A 15,401-nucleotide genomic window follows, 5' to 3' on the forward strand; every position below is an offset into this window, starting at 1 on the left:
ACCCGCACGACGAACCGCACGACTGACCCAGCGATGAGCACCGTCGGATCCGCCCTGCCCTCGCCCATCACCGCGGTGTCGGTCCGACGCACGTGGTCGCGGCCGATGCTGCTGACGGCGGCGCTGCTGCTCACGGTCATCGTGGCGGTGCAGTTCGGCGCGGTGCCGATCGCGGCGGCGGACTGGCTCAACGGCCCGTGGAGCGACGCGCCCAAGACCGGCGGCGCGCATGTGCTGTGGCAACTCCGCCTGCCTCGCCTCGGGCTGACGCTCGCGGTGGGCGCGGCGCTCGGCCTGGCCGGCGCGCTCAGCCAGGCGCTGTTCCGCAACCCGATGGCCGAGCCCAGCCTGCTCGGCGTCACCAGCGGCGCCGCCGCGGCGGTGGCGCTCACCCTCACCGTCTTTGCCGGCATGCACGCGGCGCTGCCCGTCGAGGCCCGCCTCTGGCTGCTGCCGCTGGTCGGTTTCGCGGGCGCGCTGGCCGTGTGTTTCTCGCTGGACCGCCTGTCGCGCTGGCTCGCGCCGGGGTCGATCGCGGCGCTGCTGCTGTGCGGCCTCGCGCTGCAGGCGATGACCTTCGCGATCGTCGGCCTGTGCAGCTTCATCGCCAACGACGAACAGCTGCGCGCCATCAACTTCTGGACGCTCGGTTCCCTGGCCGGCGCCAACTGGATCATGGCCGCGGTGATGGGCGGCGCGCTGCTCGTCCTGGGCACGGCGGCGTTGCGGGTCGCACCGCGACTGAACGCGCTCGCGCTGGGCGAGGCGGCGGCCGCGCATGTCGGCATCGACGTCGAACGTCTGCGCTGGCAGTGCATCACCATGGTCGCGCTGCTTTCCGCGCTGGCCGTGGCCTGGTGCGGGAACATCGGCTTCATCGGCCTGATGGCGCCCCACCTGGCGAGGCAGCTCGTCGGCGCGGACCAGCGCCATGTGCTGCCCAACGCGATGCTCGCGGGCGCCTTGCTGCTGGTCGTGGCGGACACGTTCGCCCGCACGCTGGCCGTGCCGGCGGAGATCCCCGTCGGCGTGTTCAGCGCGCTGATCGGCGCGCCGTGGTTCCTCGTCCTGCTGCGCGGCGCGGTGCGCCGCATGGGAAGCGCGTGATGGGATCGCTGCTGACCTTGCAGGACGTGCGCGTGACGCTCGGCAACGCGGCGATCGGACCGCTGACGCTGCGCGTCGATCCGGGCGAGCGCATCGCGATCCTCGGCCCGAGCGGCGCCGGCAAGTCGACCTTGCTGCGCCTGATCGCCCGCGAACTGCGACCGGCGGCCGGCGTGCTGCACTTCGACGGACAGCCGCTGGGCGCGTGGTCGCCGGCCGAGCTGGCACAACGCCGCGCGGTGCTGCCGCAGCAACACGGCGTCGCCTTCGGACTGCCGGTCGAGCTGGTCGTCGCCCTCGGCCGCGTCGCGCGCCAAGGCGACGGTCGCCACGACGCGATCGTGCGCGACGCCCTGACGCAGGCGCAGGCCGAGCACCTGCACGGTCGCCGCTTCGACACGCTGTCCGGCGGCGAACAGGCGCGCGTCCAGCTGGCGCGCGTGTTCGCGCAGGCCTGGGATGCGCGCGACGGGCTGCTGCTGGTGGACGAACCGGTGGCGGCACTCGATCCGGGACTGAGCGTCTCGCTGATGGCGGCGATGTCGGACTTCGCGACGCAGCGCGGCCATGCGCTGGTGGCGGTGCTGCACGACCTCAACCTCGCGATGAATCATTTCGACCGGTTGTGGCTGATGAAGTCGGGTCGGCTGCTGGCCGACTGCGACGCGCTGCCGGCGACCTTGCCGCTGCTGGAACAGCTCTACGACACGCGCCTGCGACTGCTGCGCGATGAGCACGGCCTCGCGATCCTGCCGATGCTGGCCGGCGCGGTGGGAGCGCGCGCATGAGCCCGGCGGCGCTGGCGCAGCCGCCACTGCAGCTGCGCGGCGGCCACGGTCGCTGGGGCGGCTGGGCCGTGACCGGCGCGATCCACCTGGCGATGCTGCTCGCGCTGGCGAGCGCCTTCGCGCCCAAGCGCCCGCCCGCGCCCGCGCCCGTGCCGTTGACGATCAGCGCGCGCCTGGTGCCTTCGACACCCCCGTCGGAAGCGACGCCCCCGTCGTCCATTCCCATCGAATTGCCCCGCTCCGCATTGAGCGCTCCTCCGATGCCGGAGATCCCGCCACCGCCGGTGCAGATCGAGATCACACCGCCGATCGCCGTTGCGGCGACGCCGCTGCGATCCGATCCTCCCGCGGCGGCGCCGGCCGATCAGGGCTCGACCGCCGCCCGCCCCATCGCAGTCGCTGCGGTTGCCGCCGTCCCGACCACTGCGACGGCATTCCCGCAGGCTCCGGCGACGGTGCCCGCGCCGCCGACGACCGATGTCCCGGTCCAGATGCCCGCCGACCACCGCGCCTGCAGCGCGCGACAGATCGAGCGTCACTACCCGGGGATGCTGCGCGATCGCGGCATCGAGGGTCGGGTCGTGCTGCGCGTGAAGGTCGACGCCGACGGGCACGCCGCCGAGGTCGTCGTGGCCGGCGGCAGCGGCTGGCGGCTGCTGGACGAGGCCGCGCGGCGCGTCGCCGAATCCTGTCCCTTCGTCCCTGCCCGGCGCGGCGACCAGCGACTGGTCAGCTGGGTCGAGTACCCGGTGCGTTTCGCGCTCCAGGCGTCCCCCTTGCAGTAAGGAGTCCACCCCATGTGCGACAAGCCCACCCCTCTTCGCTCCTGAGCCTGCTGGCGCGCGCCGACGCGGGCGCTTCCGGCCTGCCGGGCGATTCCCCGTTGCTGGCCTCCGCCGCCACTGCGGTGACGGGCGGCGGCGTGTTCATGCAGGAGGGCGACCCCGTGCCCGCCGCGGTGGCCGGTCTGCCGCTGGCGCAGGCGCTGGCGCGCGGGGACGCACGCTCCGCTTCATCGCCCTCCTCGTCCTCGTCGTCCTCGTCGTCTTCCTCCGACGACACGCCGGTGCCGCGCGGCTCGCGCCGTCGCCGCCTGTGGGAACTGCCCGCGCAGGCGCTGTGCCCGGTGATCGGCGTGTGCCTGCCGATGCCGGTGCTGCGTCGCAAGCTGGGCAAGATGCTCGGCGGCGAGGCGCTGGCCAACGACTACGAGATGCATTGCGGCGCGATCAACGAATGCGCGCGTCGCGGGCCGATCTCCGAGATGCTGCAGAAGGAACTGGACCAGCGCTTCTCGATCGCGCTGCGGCAGTCCGCGCAGCACAAGACGGCGGAGTCGCTGACGCGCTGGTGGAATGCCGCGCAGCAGGGCAACGACGTCGGCGGCGCGCTGTGGGGCGCGTTGACGCATGCGCGTTGCGACGCGGCGCTGCAGGAGCAGGTCCTGCGCGACATCCACATGCTGCAGCACCAGGTCGGCGCGGCGAACCGCGCGGACCTGCAGCGCCTGGACGAGCTGCAGGACGAGCACGCGATCCTGACGCGCGAACTGGCGCAGGCGCAGTCGCGCAGCACGCGACTGCTGGCGGAGCGGGCGCGCGAGCTGGAGCTGTCGCAGGCCGAATGCCTGCGCCTGCGCGGCGAGCTGCTGGCGCGCGACACGCTGGCCGCGGGGCTGCGCGAGGAGCTGCAGCAGCTGGAGGAGAGCATCCCCGGCCTTCGCCACCGCCATGAACAGGCCAGGCACCTGCAGACGCAGCAGGACCGCATCCATCAGCTGGAGCGCGCGCTGCTGACCTCGCGCCAGCAGGCCGAGCGCGAGCAGCGCCGGGCGGACGAATTGCAGCAGGCGCTGGCGCAGTCGGAGCGTCAGCGGGAGCAGCAGACACAGACGGCGCAGCAGTCCGAATCACCGCCGAACGCGGAGTCCGCACTGCCGTCGCTCGACGAGCGCTCGGTGCTGTGCGTCGGCGGCCGGCCGGCGGTGGTGCCGATCTACCGCCAGTTGATCGAACGCACCGGCGGTCGATTCCTCCACCATGACGGCGGCGAGGAAGACGCGGTCTCCAAACTGGATGCGAGCCTCGCTGCGGCGGACCTCGTGATCTGCCAGACCGGCTGCATCAGCCACGACGCATACTGGCGCGTGAAGGACCACTGCAAGCGGCACAACAAGAAGTGCGTCTACATCGAGTCGCCGAGCGCGAGCGGCATGCGCCGGGCGCTGGGGTCGCTGAGCGGCGCCGACATCGAGGACCCCGAGGTGTCCCAGGCCGCGCGCGAGGGTTGAGACTGCGAAGGTTCGCTCAGCCGTACACCGCCCGCCGCACATCCTTGTGCAGCGCCTCGTCGAACGGGAATTTCTGGGCGAAGAACACCACCGCGAGCTGGTTCGCCGGATCGACCCAGAACAGCGTCGAGGCCGCGCCGCCCCATGAGAACTCGCCCACCCTGCTGGCCGGCTCGTCGGCCGTGGTCGGCGCAATGCGCACCGAGCCGCCAAGACCGAACCCGAGCCCCGGGCTCTTCAGGAAATGGCGCGGCGAGATCGCCGGATCCAGGTGGTCCACGAGCATCAGCTTCACGGTCGCCGGTCGCAGCACGCGCACGCCGTCGAGCTGGCCTTCGCCCAGCAGCATGCGCGCGAAACGCAGGTAGTCGTCGATCGGCCCGATCAAGCCCGCCCCGCCGCTGGCGAAGGTGAAAGGCACCTCGGGCTCGCGCTGCGCCGGACCGTCGGCACCGAAGCGGTAGGTCGCGGCCCTCCGGTCCTTGACCGCATCGGGCGGCGTCCAGTCCGTCTCCTTCATGCCCAGCGGCTGCAGGATGTGGCGACGGACGTGCGCGTCGAAGGGCTCGTCGCCCAGCACCTCCACCAGGCGCGCCACGATGTCCGTCGAGGTGCCGTAGTGCCAGGCCGTGCCCGGCTCGTGACGCAACGGCAGCGCCGCCACCGCGCGGCTGAACGCGGCCAGGTCGCGCGAGGTCTCGAGCGGATTCGCCGCGCGGAACGCGCGATCGGCCGGCCCGTCTTCCATCGCGTAGGTGAGTCCCGACGTGTGCCGCAGCACATCGCGCACGAGGATGGGCCGCTCGGCCGGCCGCTCGCCGCGACCGTCGTCGGCGTGGACGCGCATGGCCTTGAACTCCGGCAGGTAGCGCGCGATCGGATCGTCCAGCCGGAAGCGCCCCGCATCCCACAGGCGCATGAGCGCCACCGACGCCACCGGCTTGGTCATCGACCAGATGCGCGCCAGCGTGTCGCGCGCCATCGGCCGTCGTGCCTCACGGTCCGCCAGGCCGAAGGCGCCGAAGTAGCGCTCCGTCCCGCCTTGCCAGACGACCGCCGAGACCCCCACGGCGCGACCGTCGGCCACCACGCCGCGGAGCATGCGCTCGATGCGCTTCGGGGAGAGCGACAGGGACGAGCCGCCCGGGCGGGGAGCGCCGCTCGATCCGCCCGTTGCAGCAGTGGCAGCCGTGGCCGCTGTTGCGGCGAAGGCCGCGGTGGGCGCGGCGAGTGCCACGCCGAGGACGTGGCGGCGGGAGGGTGCTTGCGTCATGGTCCGATGCTAGGGCCGTACCTGCGTGTAATCGCTCCGCTCGTCGCCTCGCTGGTCTAGACTGGCCCGATCACCGCTTCGAGGGAACGCCATGAAGAGACTGGTCGCATCGCTCCTCGCCGTCGCCTGCGCCCCGGCAGTCCTTGCCGCCGACGCGCCCTCCGCCGCCTGCGCGGCTAAACGGGCCAGCATCGAATCCCGGATCTCCGAAGCGACCGCCAACGGCAACCGCCGTCAGCTCTCCGGCCTGAAGTCGGCGCTGGCGGCCAACAAGCGCCATTGCACGGACGCCTCGCTCGAGGCCGATCGGCAGCGCGACATCGCCGCCGCGACGAAGAAGGTGACCCGTCGCGAGGCCGATCTCGCGACCGCGCAGGCGAAGGGCGATCCGAAGAAGATCGCGAAGGAACAGAAGCAGCTCGACGCAGCGCGCGAGGCCCTGGCCGAGGCGCAGAAGCCGCTGTCCCAGTAGCGCGGGGGCGACCCGAAAGAGGTAACGGATCGACCCCCAGGGACCTTCTTTCCGGCGAAGGACGCCGCTTGTCGGAAGTCCCGGCCGCCGTTCCCACAGTCGCCCAGCTGTTACCGCAACCATCATCCTATTGATCACAATGGGCGGTCCCGCACGCCAGCTGCCGCACTCACCATGACCCTTGCCATCGCCCGCCGCCTGATCACCCTCCTGTGCCTCGCGGCCGCCTCGACGGCGCATGCCGACATCGTCGTCGGCCAGGTGGCCCCGTTCACCGGACCGCAGGCCGTCACCGGCAAGGCGATCCGCGCCGGCGCCAAGCTGTGGATCGACGACGTCAATGCGCGTGGCGGCGTCCGCGGCCAGAAGATCAAGTTCGTCACCCGCGACGACGCGCAGAAGCCCGAGGAAACCGTCCGGCTGGTCAAGGAGCTGATCAGCACCGACGCGCCCACGGCGCTGATCGGCACCGTCGGCACGTCCAACCTCGAGGCGCTCAAGCAGGACGGCGTCCTCGAGAAGACGCGCGTGTCCATGGTCGGCGCCGTCTCCGGCGCCAACAGCGTGATCACCGCGCGCAACATGTACCCGGTCAAGGCCAGCTACCGCGAGGAGGTGGACCGCCTCTTCAAGCAGCTCGGCGAGATGGGCCGCACCAAGGTCGCGGTCGTCTACCAGGACGACGGCCTGGGCCGCGACGCGCTGGCCGGCGCGCAGGCCTCGGCCAAGACCTATGGTCTGACGCTGGTCGCGCAGTCGGGCTACGCCCGCAACACCACCGAGGTCGGCAAGGCCGTGGCCGACATGATCAAGCAGTCGCCCGACGTGATCTTCCTCGCCGCGACCACCGCGGCCGCCATCGAGTTCACCGACAAGTACCAGACCGCCGGCGGCCGCGCCGCCCTGTACGGCATGTCCATCATCGACGTGCAGGCGCTGCTGGCCAAGCTCGGCCCGGACCGCGCCCGCGGCTTCGCGTTCTCGCTGGTGCTGCCCACGGACGATCGCGCCGACCGCGAAGTCGTCCGCGACTACCAGCGCCTGCGCGGCAACGCCAAGGATGCGGACCTGTCCTCGCGCTCGCTCGAAGGCTTCATCGCCGCGCGCGCACTCGTGAAGGCGCTGGAACGCACGACCGCGCCCGGCCCCGTCGGCCTGACCGAGACCCTGGATCGCGGTTTCGAGACCGATGTCGGCGGCCATCGCCTGACCTTCGGCAAGGGCCCGACCTCGCGCTACGTGGACTTCGCCGTCCTCGGCGTGGGCGGCAAGCTGGTGCGTTGAACCGGCGAGCCCCTTGCACCCGATCCTGATCCTGCTGGGGTTCGCCGTCGCGGCCTTCCTGCTGGTCCGCCTCATCCGCCAGGCGCGGGATGCGGCAGCCGATGAGCAGTGGACGGCGTGGCCTCTGATCCGATCCCTCGTCGCACCCTTGGCGATCGGGATCTACCTGCTCGTCGTGACCGTGCGCGACCTGATCCGGGGCGAAGTGGCCTGCTCCGGCAAGGGCGGCTGCAAGGTCGACACTTTCCTGCGTACCGAACATCCCGAGGCCTACTGGGTGAACCTCGGCCTCACCGCCTTGGCGTCCGCCTTGCTGCTGTGGGTGGCGCTGCGCAGTTACCAGCGCTGGCGCGCGTCGACGCCCTGACAGCGCCGCGGCCACGGCCGCGGATCACAGCCACTTGGGGTGCTCAGGGGTAGTGCTCCGCGTCCGCGGGCGGGACGACCCACCCGTGCTTCCGGCTCTCGTAGACCGAGACGTTCGGCGCCGGGAAACCCGGCTCCGCGAACGCGCCGACGGGGATCGCGAGAAAGTCGGGCTGCGCCTCCATCTCGTAGTAGACCGTCGCGCCGCAGGTCGGGCAGAAATGGAAGGTGGCCGTTGTGCCTTCGTCCCCCGTGATCGGGTACGTCGACGACAGGCCCGACGGGGTCACGTCTTGACGACGGAACCGGGCCTGTTCGGCGAAAGGGCCGCCGGTCCTGCGCTGGCAGTTCAGGCAATGGCAGATGGAGATGCGCACGGGCTCGCCCACGACCCGGGCCGTGAGCCGACCGCAGCTGCAGGAGGCCAAGCGTTGCGTCATCAGGAAATCCTCGCGGGGTTTCAGCCATCTTGCCACGCCCGGGCCGCCGACCACGGCAGCCGCCGGTCCACCGCGTAAGCCCCGCCGCCGCGCACGACCATGTAGGCCGCCAGCGCCGCCATCAGCACCGGGTACTCGATGCCGCGGTCGATCCACGGCCAGGTCGGGCCGAGCGCGACGCAGATGCCGATCATCTCCAGCGTGAACGCGAGCGCCACCCAGCGGGTGCAAAAGCCGATGGCCAGCGCCGCCGCGCCGACCGTCTCCAACAGCATGACCAGGACCGCCAGCTGCGGCGCGAACGGCAGCCCCATCACCTGATCGATGAGCCGGATCGAGCCGGCCATCGGATCCGCCATCGACCCGTGCGAGGTGCCCAGCGCCTTCGGCAGCCCGTGCGTGAAGAGGATGGCGCCGAAGGCGAAGCGCAACAGCGCATACGCCGCCGGTTCGAGGCGGGAGGCCGCATCGCGGCGTCGCGTCGCTGGCCGCGCGGGCACCAGGGTCGCAGGGGTTGCAGGCGTCGCACGGGACATGGCGGGAATTTCCGAGTGGCTGGTCGTCTGCATTCTTCGGATCGCGGCCTCTCGGGTCGAGAGGCGTCCGCGAGCATGTGAATTCAAGGAGACCCAACAATGCGCGGCGCCCGGCCCGCCGATGGCCCCGATGCGCCCGTGCCGCCATCGCCGGGCACCGCGCCAGCCATCGCCCTCTGCCGCCCATCGCCATGCCACCGCCCACCGCCGACACCGACAACGAACGCCAGCAGACGAAGACGCGCCTGGCCGAGATCGAAGCCGCCCTGCACGGCAGCGAGGAACGCTTCCGCGCGTTTGCCAGCGCGACCTCGGACGTGGTCTACCGGATGAATCCCGACTGGACGGAAATGAGGCATCTGCGCGGCCGCGAATTCATCCGCAACACCGATGAGCCCAGCCGCGCCTGGCTCGACGACTACATCCCCCGTCGAGGACCGCGCCGCTGTCGACCGTGCCATCGCCACCGGCAGCGTCTTCGACCTCGAGCACCGCGTCATCCGTGTCGACGGCAGCATCGGCTGGACGCACTCCGACCGGCGCCGCCATGAGATCGCCCTGCGGGAGGCGGACCGCCGCAAGGACGAGTTCCGCGCGAGGCTGGCCCACGAGTTGCGCAACCCGCTCGCGCCCATCCGCACCGGGCTGCACATCCTGCGGCTGGCCGGCGCCGACTGCGCCCCCGCCGACCAGGTGCTGCCGATGCTGCAACGGCAGGTCGACCACATGGTCCGGCTGGTCGACAACCTGCTGGAGGTCTCGCGCATCACCGGCAGCAAGATCGAGCTGCCCGGCGCCAGGCGAGCCTGGCCGCTTGTGTCCGGCGCCCACATCTGCCGACATCTCGATACCTCCGCGCCCGCGCCGTCGCGCTCGACAACCGCTTGTCACCAACGAAACGAAGTTCCGAGGGTTTTCCCGCAAGACGAACTGAAAGCGCTTTCAGATAGTGCGGCCTAGAGGCGGCGGCGCGTCGACGAGTGATCGGCGACCTGCCAGCGGCCCCGTTGGCTTACTTCCGATCTCGGGCGTCGACGCCGGTCCTTCGCGACCGGGCCACCAGGAGACGCCGCCGGTTCCTCGCGCGCGTCTCCTCCACCACTGGTTCTGAGGAGATCCCATGACACGCTGGATTCGATCGCTCGCCGCGGTCGCGCTCACCCTGACGGGTGTCGCGGCGCAGGCACAAAACTGGCAACTCGTCTGGCAGGACGAATTCACCAACGGCATCGGCCCGCAATGGCGGTTCGAGACCGGCACCGGCTCGGGCGGCTGGGGCAACAACGAGCTGCAGTTCTACCGGCGCGAGAACGCGACCATCGAGAACGGCCAGCTCGTCATCACCGCCAAGCGCGAGGACTTCGGCGGCATGCGCTACACGTCGGCGCGCATGACCACGCAAGGCCTGGCGCAATTCAAGTACGGCCGCATCGAGGCGCGCATCAAGGCGCCGTCGAGCTCGGGCATGTGGCCCGCGTTCTGGATGCTGGGCAGCAACATCAACACGGTCGGCTGGCCCGCGTCGGGCGAGATCGACATCATGGAACATGTGAATGCCGATTCGGACATCCACGGCACCATCCACTGGCAGGGTCCGGACGGCGGTCACGCGTCCTACGGCGGCCACACCGGCAACAACGTCGCGGACTATCACATCTACGCGGTGGAATGGGACGAGAAGGCGATCCGCTGGTTCGTCGACGGCCGCCAGTTCCACGTCGCCGACATCACCAACAGCGTCAACAGCACCGAGGAATTCCATCGCGACTTCTTCCTGCTGCTGAACCTGGCGGTGGGCGGCAACTGGCCGCAGTGGAACATCGACGAGAGCAAGCTGCCCGCGAAGATGTACGTGGACTACGTGCGCGTCTACAAGAAGGATGCCGGCACGGCGTTCTCGACGACGCTGCAGGCGGCCAACTTCGCGCTGCAGTCGGGCATGCAGCTGGAGGCGTCCACCGAAGGCGGACAGAACCTCGGCTGGATCGATACCGGCGACTGGGCGGTGTGGAACCTCAACCTGCCGCAGGGCGGGACCTACACGGTCGAGTACCGCGTCGCCAGCCAGAACGGCGGCGGCAGCCTGCAGCTGGAGATGGCCGGCGGCGCGCCGGTGTACGGTTCGCTCGGCGTGCCCTCGACGGGCGGCTGGCAGAACTGGACGACCATCTCGCATCGCGTGACGCTGCCGGCCGGCCAGCAGCAGATCGCGGTCAAGGCCAACGGCCCGGGCTGGAACCTGCGCTCGGTGAAGATCACGAAGTCGTGATCCCGCGCGACCTCCGGTCCGGCAGGGCATGAGGTCGCGAAGTCGTGATGCAATGCGGCGGATGTCACCCGTCCGCCGCGTTGCCCCTCCGACCGACAGCCAGCTCGCGCCGACCTACGCCGGCGCGAACCTGGCCGATGCCTTCGCCGTCACGCTCGCGGACGACGCGCCCGACGATGCGATGACGCTGGCCCGCGCGACGCTGGCCGATCCGCCGTGGTGGTTCCGCGCCCTGCTCGCGATCCGCGATGCAGCAGTGAAGCCCCTCGGGCTGAAGACCTCCGCGGCGATGCGCCACCACCTCGACGAGATCGGGGTCGAGCACGTCGACATCTTCCGCGTGCTCTCCTCCTCACGCCATGAGGCCCTCTTCGGCGAGCAGGACCAGCACCTGGATTTCAAGCTGTCGATCCTGATCCGCCGCGTCGAGGGATCGACGCGCCGCGAAGCGGTGGCGACCACCGTCGTGAACTGCCACAACCGGCTGGGCCGGTTCTACCTCGCGCTGATCCTGCCGGGGCATGTGCTGGTCGTGCGATCGCATCTGAAGGCGGCGGCACGGCGGTTCGGCGCCACCGCGCAGAACCCCGGACAGCCGCCCGCCCGCTGATGGGTCAGAATCGTCCGTCATTGGACCAGCAGAAGCGGGGACACGATGGACTGGCGATTGAAGGTGAGCCGACAGGCTGTCCTCACGCGGCTGCCGTTCGGTCGACTCCTGCGGGTCGTGAAGCGCAGGCTCGTGGGCTACCGACCCGATCCGGACAACCTCAGCCACACGCTGAAGAACTGGTCGCAGATGCGGGCGGCGCTGGCGCACACGGGCGGCTCGATCGAGGGCGCCACGGTGCTGGAGATCGGCACGGGCTGGTTCCCGACCATCCCCGTCCTGCAATGCCTGCAGGGCGCCAAGCACGTCTACATGTCCGACCTCCACGCGCATCTGGACGATGTCAGCTTCTCCGCCACGCTGGACTTCCTGCGACGGGTGGACCCCACGGAGCAGCGGCTGCGCGAGATACGGACGCGCAAGGACCTGCCGCTCACCTACCTCGCGCCGTTCGACGTGAACGCGCTGGCGGACGGGTCGATCGATCTCGTCACCTCGCGGACCGTGCTGGAGCACATCCCGCCGGACGTGCTGGTGCAGCTGCTCAAGTCCCTGCGGCCGAAGCTCACCGCGCGCGGTCGGATGGTGCATCTCGTGGATCACTCGGACCATCTGGAGCACGCGGACAAGTCCATCAGCAAGATCAACTTCCTGACCTGGCCGGAGCGCAAGCACGCCTGGATCAACCGGCTGACGCGCGAAGGCGAGAACCGGCTGCGGCACCACGAATATCCGCCGCTGTTCGCGCTGGCCGGCTACCGCCTGCTCCTCGAGCAGGACAAGATCCACGAGCCGACACGGCAGCTGGCCAAGTCGCTGCCGCTGCAGTGGCGCTTCGCGGCAATGACGCCGGAACAGCTGGCGACGATGTCGTCGCTGTACGTGCTGGCGCCCTGAGCCTCGACGGCGTCGGTCCGCGTGTCAGGCCGGCCGGCCGGGACGATCGATGCCTTGATCCGCTCCTGGCTCGCCGGACAGTTCGTAGAGCACATCGGGGCAGCGCTCCTCGTTCTCCTGGCCGTCCGAATAGGCGAGCACCTCGAAACCATGCCGCTCGTAGAAGGCCCGGGCGCCCGCATTGGCCTGGAAGGTGTACAGCCTGACCGGGCGAGGCAGGATCGCCAGGGCATGCACCAGCAGCCGCGCACCGATGCCCTGCCCGGTCCATCCCGGCATCAGGTAGAGCTGCTCGATCCACGCCGCATCGTCACCGCGCGACGTCGCCAGCACGCCGACGATCCGGCCGTCCTCGCAGGCCACCGTCACATCGCCGGAGGGCACCAGCACATCGCGCACCCAGCCTCGAACCTCGGACTCCGTATGAGCCATCGGCGCGAACGGCAGGTAGGCCTTGCGCGACGCCATCAACACGGTCGCCACGTCGGACGCGTCCTCGTCGATGGCCGGTCGCAGCGCGATGCTCATGACGCCGTGTCTCGACGGCTCAGGCGGCGGGTGCCGCCTTCTCCTGATCGCGCCGGCCGGCGGTGAGCCACAGCATCACCGCGAACACCGCGCCCCCGACGCTGGCCAGGCCGAAGAACAGCATCATCGACTCGTAGCCCGCGGGGTTCTGCGCGCTCGCGCCGGCGCGGTCGTTGAGCCAGCCGGCCACGAGGTTGGCCCCGGCGATGCCGGCGTTCTGCGCCACCCACATCAGGCCGATGGCCGTGCCGAAGCGCTGCGGCGAGACCAGCTTGCTCGCCAGCGGCCACATCACCGCGGGCACCAGCGAGAAGCTGACGCCGATCAGCGCAGTCGAGATCCACAGGCTGGCCGAGGTCAGCGCCATCAGGGCCATCGCGACCGGCAGCAGCACCGCGCCGAAGGCCAGGAACGGCGCATAGCGGCCGAAGCGGTCGCACAGCCAGCCGAAGGCCGGCGTCGCAAAGACGGCGGCGAGGAACACGTAGCTGTTCATCGCGCCCGCCGCGGCCAGGTCCAGGCCGTGCGCGTGCTGGAAGTACTTGATGGCGAAGGTGCTGCGGAACGCGAGGATCACCGAGTACCAGAGCACGCACAGCGTGAGCAGATACCAGTAGGCCTTGCCGAAGTGCAGCAGGTCGCGCCACACGAAGGGCTGGGCCTGCTGCTCGGCCTGGCCCTTGTCGGCGGCGGCGACGCGGCGGTCCAGGCCCCAATAGAGCAGCGACACGGCGAACGACGCGGCGGCCATGCCGGCGGCGATCATCAACGGCGGCTGCCAGCCTTGCGCGTACGCATGGGGGAACCAGGTCGGCGACATGTCCGAGGAGAACGAGCCGAGTCGGCCGATCGACAGCGCCAGTCCCATCGAGAACGCGACGTTGCCGCCGCCGAAGTACTGGGCCAGCGCGGCGAGCGTCGCGATGCTGAAGGTCTCGGCGCCGATGCCGAAGAGCAGCCGGCCCGCGGCCATGCCGGCGAAGTTGGGGCTGAGCGCGGTCAGCACCGCGCCGAGCAGGCAGACGCCGGCGGTCCAGACGGTCATGCGCGCGGCGCCGAAGCGGTCGACGAGCACGCCGCCGACGAGGATCAGCACGACGTTGGGCAGGCTGTAGATCGCGTTGAGCAGGCCGATCTGCTGGTCGCTGAAGCCGCGCTGGCTCTGCAGCGCATCGGCGACAGGGCCGATGGAATCGTAGACGTAGTAGTTGCCGTACAGCGCCGCAGCCACCAGGGCGCACACCAGCCACGCGACGGCGCGGCTCGGGGACTTGTCGTTCATGAGGAAAGCCTCGGGGATCTTGTGCGGTCGCAGGGGACCGAAGGGGCGGATTCTCGCCTCCCCCTGGTAACCGCCCGTAAAGCTGCCGTCACGACGCGACATTCAGCGACGCAGCCACCCATCGGTGGGGGCCGGGTTCGCCCGCATTTGGGATAAGGTCCGGGCCGTTCTTGGCCCCCTTTTTGGCTGTCGCCGCTGTTGCGCTCAGGAGATCCCCATGGCATTCGCGCGTTCCTCCGTCTCCTTCGGCCCGTCCCTGTCCCGCGTGGGCGGCGTGCTCGCCGTCGGTCTCGCCGTGGCGATGCTCGCCGGCTGCGGCAAGCAGGGCGCGACGCTGGGCGACGGCAGCTCGGAGATCACCGGCTCCGCCGGCCCCGCCGGCGCGAACAAGGCCAACCGCGAACTGATGAAGTGCGACGCGCCGGTCGCCACGCTGTCGCTGATGGAGAACCCCAACGGCTACACGATCAGCGCGCCCAACGGCCTGCCGAATTCGCCGCTGCCGCTGGTGCGCCTGCTCGCGCAGCAGAGCGGCTGCTTCCGCGTCGTCGACCGCAACTCGGGCCTGAAGGCCACGATCCGGGAGCAGGAGTTGAAGGACTCCGGCATCCTGCGCAAGGAAGGCAGCACCGTGCAGAAGGGCAAGGGCTACGAGGCCCAGTACACGCTGATCCCCAGCCTGACCTTCAGCGAGCAGGACGCCGGCCGCCAGGTCGGCGGCATCCTCGGCATGATCCCGGTGCTCAACAAGTTCGTCGGCGCAGCCGAGCACATCAAGCTCAAGGAAGCGCAAGTCGCGCTGCTGCTGACCGACAACGAGACCACCGAACAGGTCGCCGCCGCGACGGGCTCGGTGCGCGTCACCGACCTCGGCATGGGCGGCCTGGTGCTGGGCAAGCTCGGCGGCGCCGCCGGCGCGGGCTGGGCCAACAGCAATGAAGGCAAGGTCATCGCCGCCGCGTTCCTCGACGCGCACAACCAGCTCGTCGTCCAGGCCCGCATGCTGCAGGCCAAGGACCTGCCGGATCCGGTGCCGATGAAGAAGGCCGGCGACCTCGCCAAGAAGGCGGCCGCAGGCGCCTGACGCCTCCCCTGACGCCCTCCCGCAGGGGACGCGGTCCCCGGCAGGGTGCGCCTGCGCACACCCGGGAGAGGTAGTTTTCCCTCGGCGCTTACGGCTGATTGCAGCTCTTGCGTCTACCCGTTGGAACCGCTTTCAAGGCGCGGGAAGAATGGCCGTCGACTCACAACGAGAGACG

At 70.4% G+C, this 15,401-nt stretch carries 17 protein-coding genes; 12 read left to right on the forward strand and 5 right to left on the reverse strand.

The features are described 5' to 3' along the window. Positions 1-33 precede the first annotated feature (33 nt). Genes ACQ86G_RS01645 through ACQ86G_RS01660 form a run of 4 tightly spaced genes read left to right on the forward strand, consistent with a single transcriptional unit; the run spans position 34 to position 4,185 of the window. On the forward strand, positions 34-1,107 hold the full coding sequence (locus ACQ86G_RS01645) for a FecCD family ABC transporter permease (RefSeq protein WP_431259017.1): 1,074 nt from the start codon (positions 34-36) through the stop codon (positions 1,105-1,107). Further along, entirely contained in the window at positions 1,107-1,895 is a 789-nt protein-coding gene (locus tag ACQ86G_RS01650) for an ATP-binding cassette domain-containing protein (protein ID WP_431259018.1), read from the forward strand. The genes ACQ86G_RS01645 and ACQ86G_RS01650 overlap by 1 nt, the downstream gene beginning before the upstream one ends. Continuing rightward, positions 1,892-2,680, forward strand: coding sequence for an energy transducer TonB (locus tag ACQ86G_RS01655; protein WP_431259019.1), 789 nt, complete (start codon positions 1,892-1,894; stop codon positions 2,678-2,680). Before ACQ86G_RS01650 ends, ACQ86G_RS01655 begins: the two co-directional genes overlap by 4 nt. 14 nt (positions 2,681-2,694) lie before the next feature. Beyond that, on the forward strand, positions 2,695-4,185 hold the full coding sequence (locus ACQ86G_RS01660; RefSeq protein WP_431259020.1) for a DUF2325 domain-containing protein: 1,491 nt from the start codon (positions 2,695-2,697) through the stop codon (positions 4,183-4,185). A gap of 16 nt (positions 4,186-4,201) precedes the next feature. Here the strand turns inward: ACQ86G_RS01660 and ACQ86G_RS01665 are convergent, their stop codons facing one another. Then, on the reverse strand, positions 4,202-5,458 hold the full coding sequence (locus tag ACQ86G_RS01665) for a serine hydrolase domain-containing protein (RefSeq protein WP_431259021.1): 1,257 nt from the start codon (positions 5,456-5,458) through the stop codon (positions 4,202-4,204). Positions 5,459-5,549: 91 nt separating this feature from the next. Between ACQ86G_RS01665 and ACQ86G_RS01670 the strand changes: the two genes are divergently transcribed. The 3 genes from ACQ86G_RS01670 (at position 5,550) to ACQ86G_RS01680 (ending at position 7,581) form a co-directional block, all read left to right on the forward strand. Continuing rightward, the gene (locus tag ACQ86G_RS01670; protein ID WP_431259022.1) at positions 5,550-5,930 is read left to right on the forward strand and encodes a DUF1090 domain-containing protein; all 381 of its coding nucleotides are present in this window, start codon (positions 5,550-5,552) and stop codon (positions 5,928-5,930) included. Positions 5,931-6,104: 174 nt separating this feature from the next. Further along, entirely contained in the window at positions 6,105-7,214 is a 1,110-nt protein-coding gene (locus ACQ86G_RS01675) for an ABC transporter substrate-binding protein (RefSeq protein WP_431259023.1), read from the forward strand. Positions 7,215-7,227: 13 nt separating this feature from the next. Beyond that, the gene (locus ACQ86G_RS01680) at positions 7,228-7,581 is read left to right on the forward strand and encodes a hypothetical protein (protein WP_431259024.1); all 354 of its coding nucleotides are present in this window, start codon (positions 7,228-7,230) and stop codon (positions 7,579-7,581) included. A 43-nt stretch (positions 7,582-7,624) separates the two neighbouring features. Here the strand turns inward: ACQ86G_RS01680 and ACQ86G_RS01685 are convergent, their stop codons facing one another. Then, positions 7,625-8,020 carry a GFA family protein gene (locus ACQ86G_RS01685; protein ID WP_431259025.1) on the reverse strand — a complete coding sequence of 132 codons (396 nt, stop codon included), beginning with the start codon at positions 8,018-8,020 and terminating at the stop codon, positions 7,625-7,627. Positions 8,021-8,040: 20 nt separating this feature from the next. Further along, a complete protein-coding gene (locus ACQ86G_RS01690; RefSeq protein WP_431259026.1) occupies positions 8,041-8,556 on the reverse strand; it encodes a DoxX family protein in 516 nt (171 codons plus the stop codon). 390 nt (positions 8,557-8,946) lie between these two features. Between ACQ86G_RS01690 and ACQ86G_RS01695 the strand changes: the two genes are divergently transcribed. The 4 genes from ACQ86G_RS01695 (at position 8,947) to ACQ86G_RS01710 (ending at position 12,332) form a co-directional block, all read left to right on the forward strand. Then, positions 8,947-9,516 (forward strand): PAS domain-containing sensor histidine kinase, encoded by a 570-nt coding sequence (locus ACQ86G_RS01695; protein ID WP_431259027.1) that lies wholly within the window; start codon positions 8,947-8,949, stop codon positions 9,514-9,516. 160 nt (positions 9,517-9,676) lie between these two features. Further along, positions 9,677-10,825: a carbohydrate-binding protein gene (locus tag ACQ86G_RS01700; protein WP_431259028.1), complete on the forward strand. Its 1,149-nt coding sequence runs from the start codon at positions 9,677-9,679 to the stop codon at positions 10,823-10,825. A 61-nt stretch (positions 10,826-10,886) separates the two neighbouring features. After that, a complete protein-coding gene (locus tag ACQ86G_RS01705; RefSeq protein WP_431259029.1) occupies positions 10,887-11,435 on the forward strand; it encodes a DUF2867 domain-containing protein in 549 nt (182 codons plus the stop codon). 45 nt (positions 11,436-11,480) lie between these two features. After that, on the forward strand, positions 11,481-12,332 hold the full coding sequence (locus ACQ86G_RS01710) for a class I SAM-dependent methyltransferase (RefSeq protein WP_431259030.1): 852 nt from the start codon (positions 11,481-11,483) through the stop codon (positions 12,330-12,332). A gap of 24 nt (positions 12,333-12,356) precedes the next feature. On the opposite strand, the gene ACQ86G_RS01715 is transcribed toward ACQ86G_RS01710, so the two are convergent. Both ACQ86G_RS01715 and ACQ86G_RS01720 read right to left on the reverse strand, forming a co-directional pair. Continuing rightward, positions 12,357-12,860: a GNAT family N-acetyltransferase gene (locus ACQ86G_RS01715; protein WP_431259031.1), complete on the reverse strand. Its 504-nt coding sequence runs from the start codon at positions 12,858-12,860 to the stop codon at positions 12,357-12,359. A gap of 19 nt (positions 12,861-12,879) precedes the next feature. Beyond that, positions 12,880-14,142, reverse strand: coding sequence for an MFS transporter (locus tag ACQ86G_RS01720; protein WP_431259032.1), 1,263 nt, complete (start codon positions 14,140-14,142; stop codon positions 12,880-12,882). 217 nt (positions 14,143-14,359) lie between these two features. Here ACQ86G_RS01720 and ACQ86G_RS01725 point away from each other — a divergent pair, with 217 nt between their 5' ends. Next, positions 14,360-15,226: a CsgG/HfaB family protein gene (locus ACQ86G_RS01725; protein ID WP_431259033.1), complete on the forward strand. Its 867-nt coding sequence runs from the start codon at positions 14,360-14,362 to the stop codon at positions 15,224-15,226. Positions 15,227-15,401: the final 175 nt, after the last annotated feature.

It is taken from the genome of Roseateles chitinivorans (assembly GCF_050632145.1).
Lineage (GTDB): Bacteria > Pseudomonadota > Gammaproteobacteria > Burkholderiales > Burkholderiaceae_C > Roseateles > Roseateles chitinivorans_B.

What these genes read in the sequence shown, in the direction of transcription:
- ACQ86G_RS01645 (WP_431259017.1), top strand. Translation starts at nt 34, where the DNA reads ATGAGCACCGTCGGATCCGCCCTGCCCTCGCCCATCACCGCGGTGTCG.
- ACQ86G_RS01650 (WP_431259018.1), top strand. Translation starts at nt 1,107, where the DNA reads ATGGGATCGCTGCTGACCTTGCAGGACGTGCGCGTGACGCTCGGCAAC.
- ACQ86G_RS01655 (WP_431259019.1), top strand. Translation starts at nt 1,892, where the DNA reads ATGAGCCCGGCGGCGCTGGCGCAGCCGCCACTGCAGCTGCGCGGCGGC.
- ACQ86G_RS01665 (WP_431259021.1), bottom strand. Translation starts at nt 5,458, where the DNA reads ATGACGCAAGCACCCTCCCGCCGCCACGTCCTCGGCGTGGCACTCGCC.
- ACQ86G_RS01670 (WP_431259022.1), top strand. Translation starts at nt 5,550, where the DNA reads ATGAAGAGACTGGTCGCATCGCTCCTCGCCGTCGCCTGCGCCCCGGCA.
- ACQ86G_RS01675 (WP_431259023.1), top strand. Translation starts at nt 6,105, where the DNA reads ATGACCCTTGCCATCGCCCGCCGCCTGATCACCCTCCTGTGCCTCGCG.
- ACQ86G_RS01685 (WP_431259025.1), bottom strand. Translation starts at nt 8,020, where the DNA reads ATGACGCAACGCTTGGCCTCCTGCAGCTGCGGTCGGCTCACGGCCCGG.
- ACQ86G_RS01690 (WP_431259026.1), bottom strand. Translation starts at nt 8,556, where the DNA reads ATGTCCCGTGCGACGCCTGCAACCCCTGCGACCCTGGTGCCCGCGCGG.
- ACQ86G_RS01695 (WP_431259027.1), top strand. Translation starts at nt 8,947, where the DNA reads ATGAGCCCAGCCGCGCCTGGCTCGACGACTACATCCCCCGTCGAGGAC.
- ACQ86G_RS01700 (WP_431259028.1), top strand. Translation starts at nt 9,677, where the DNA reads ATGACACGCTGGATTCGATCGCTCGCCGCGGTCGCGCTCACCCTGACG.
- ACQ86G_RS01705 (WP_431259029.1), top strand. Translation starts at nt 10,887, where the DNA reads ATGTCACCCGTCCGCCGCGTTGCCCCTCCGACCGACAGCCAGCTCGCG.
- ACQ86G_RS01710 (WP_431259030.1), top strand. Translation starts at nt 11,481, where the DNA reads ATGGACTGGCGATTGAAGGTGAGCCGACAGGCTGTCCTCACGCGGCTG.
- ACQ86G_RS01715 (WP_431259031.1), bottom strand. Translation starts at nt 12,860, where the DNA reads ATGAGCATCGCGCTGCGACCGGCCATCGACGAGGACGCGTCCGACGTG.
- ACQ86G_RS01720 (WP_431259032.1), bottom strand. Translation starts at nt 14,142, where the DNA reads ATGAACGACAAGTCCCCGAGCCGCGCCGTCGCGTGGCTGGTGTGCGCC.
- ACQ86G_RS01725 (WP_431259033.1), top strand. Translation starts at nt 14,360, where the DNA reads ATGGCATTCGCGCGTTCCTCCGTCTCCTTCGGCCCGTCCCTGTCCCGC.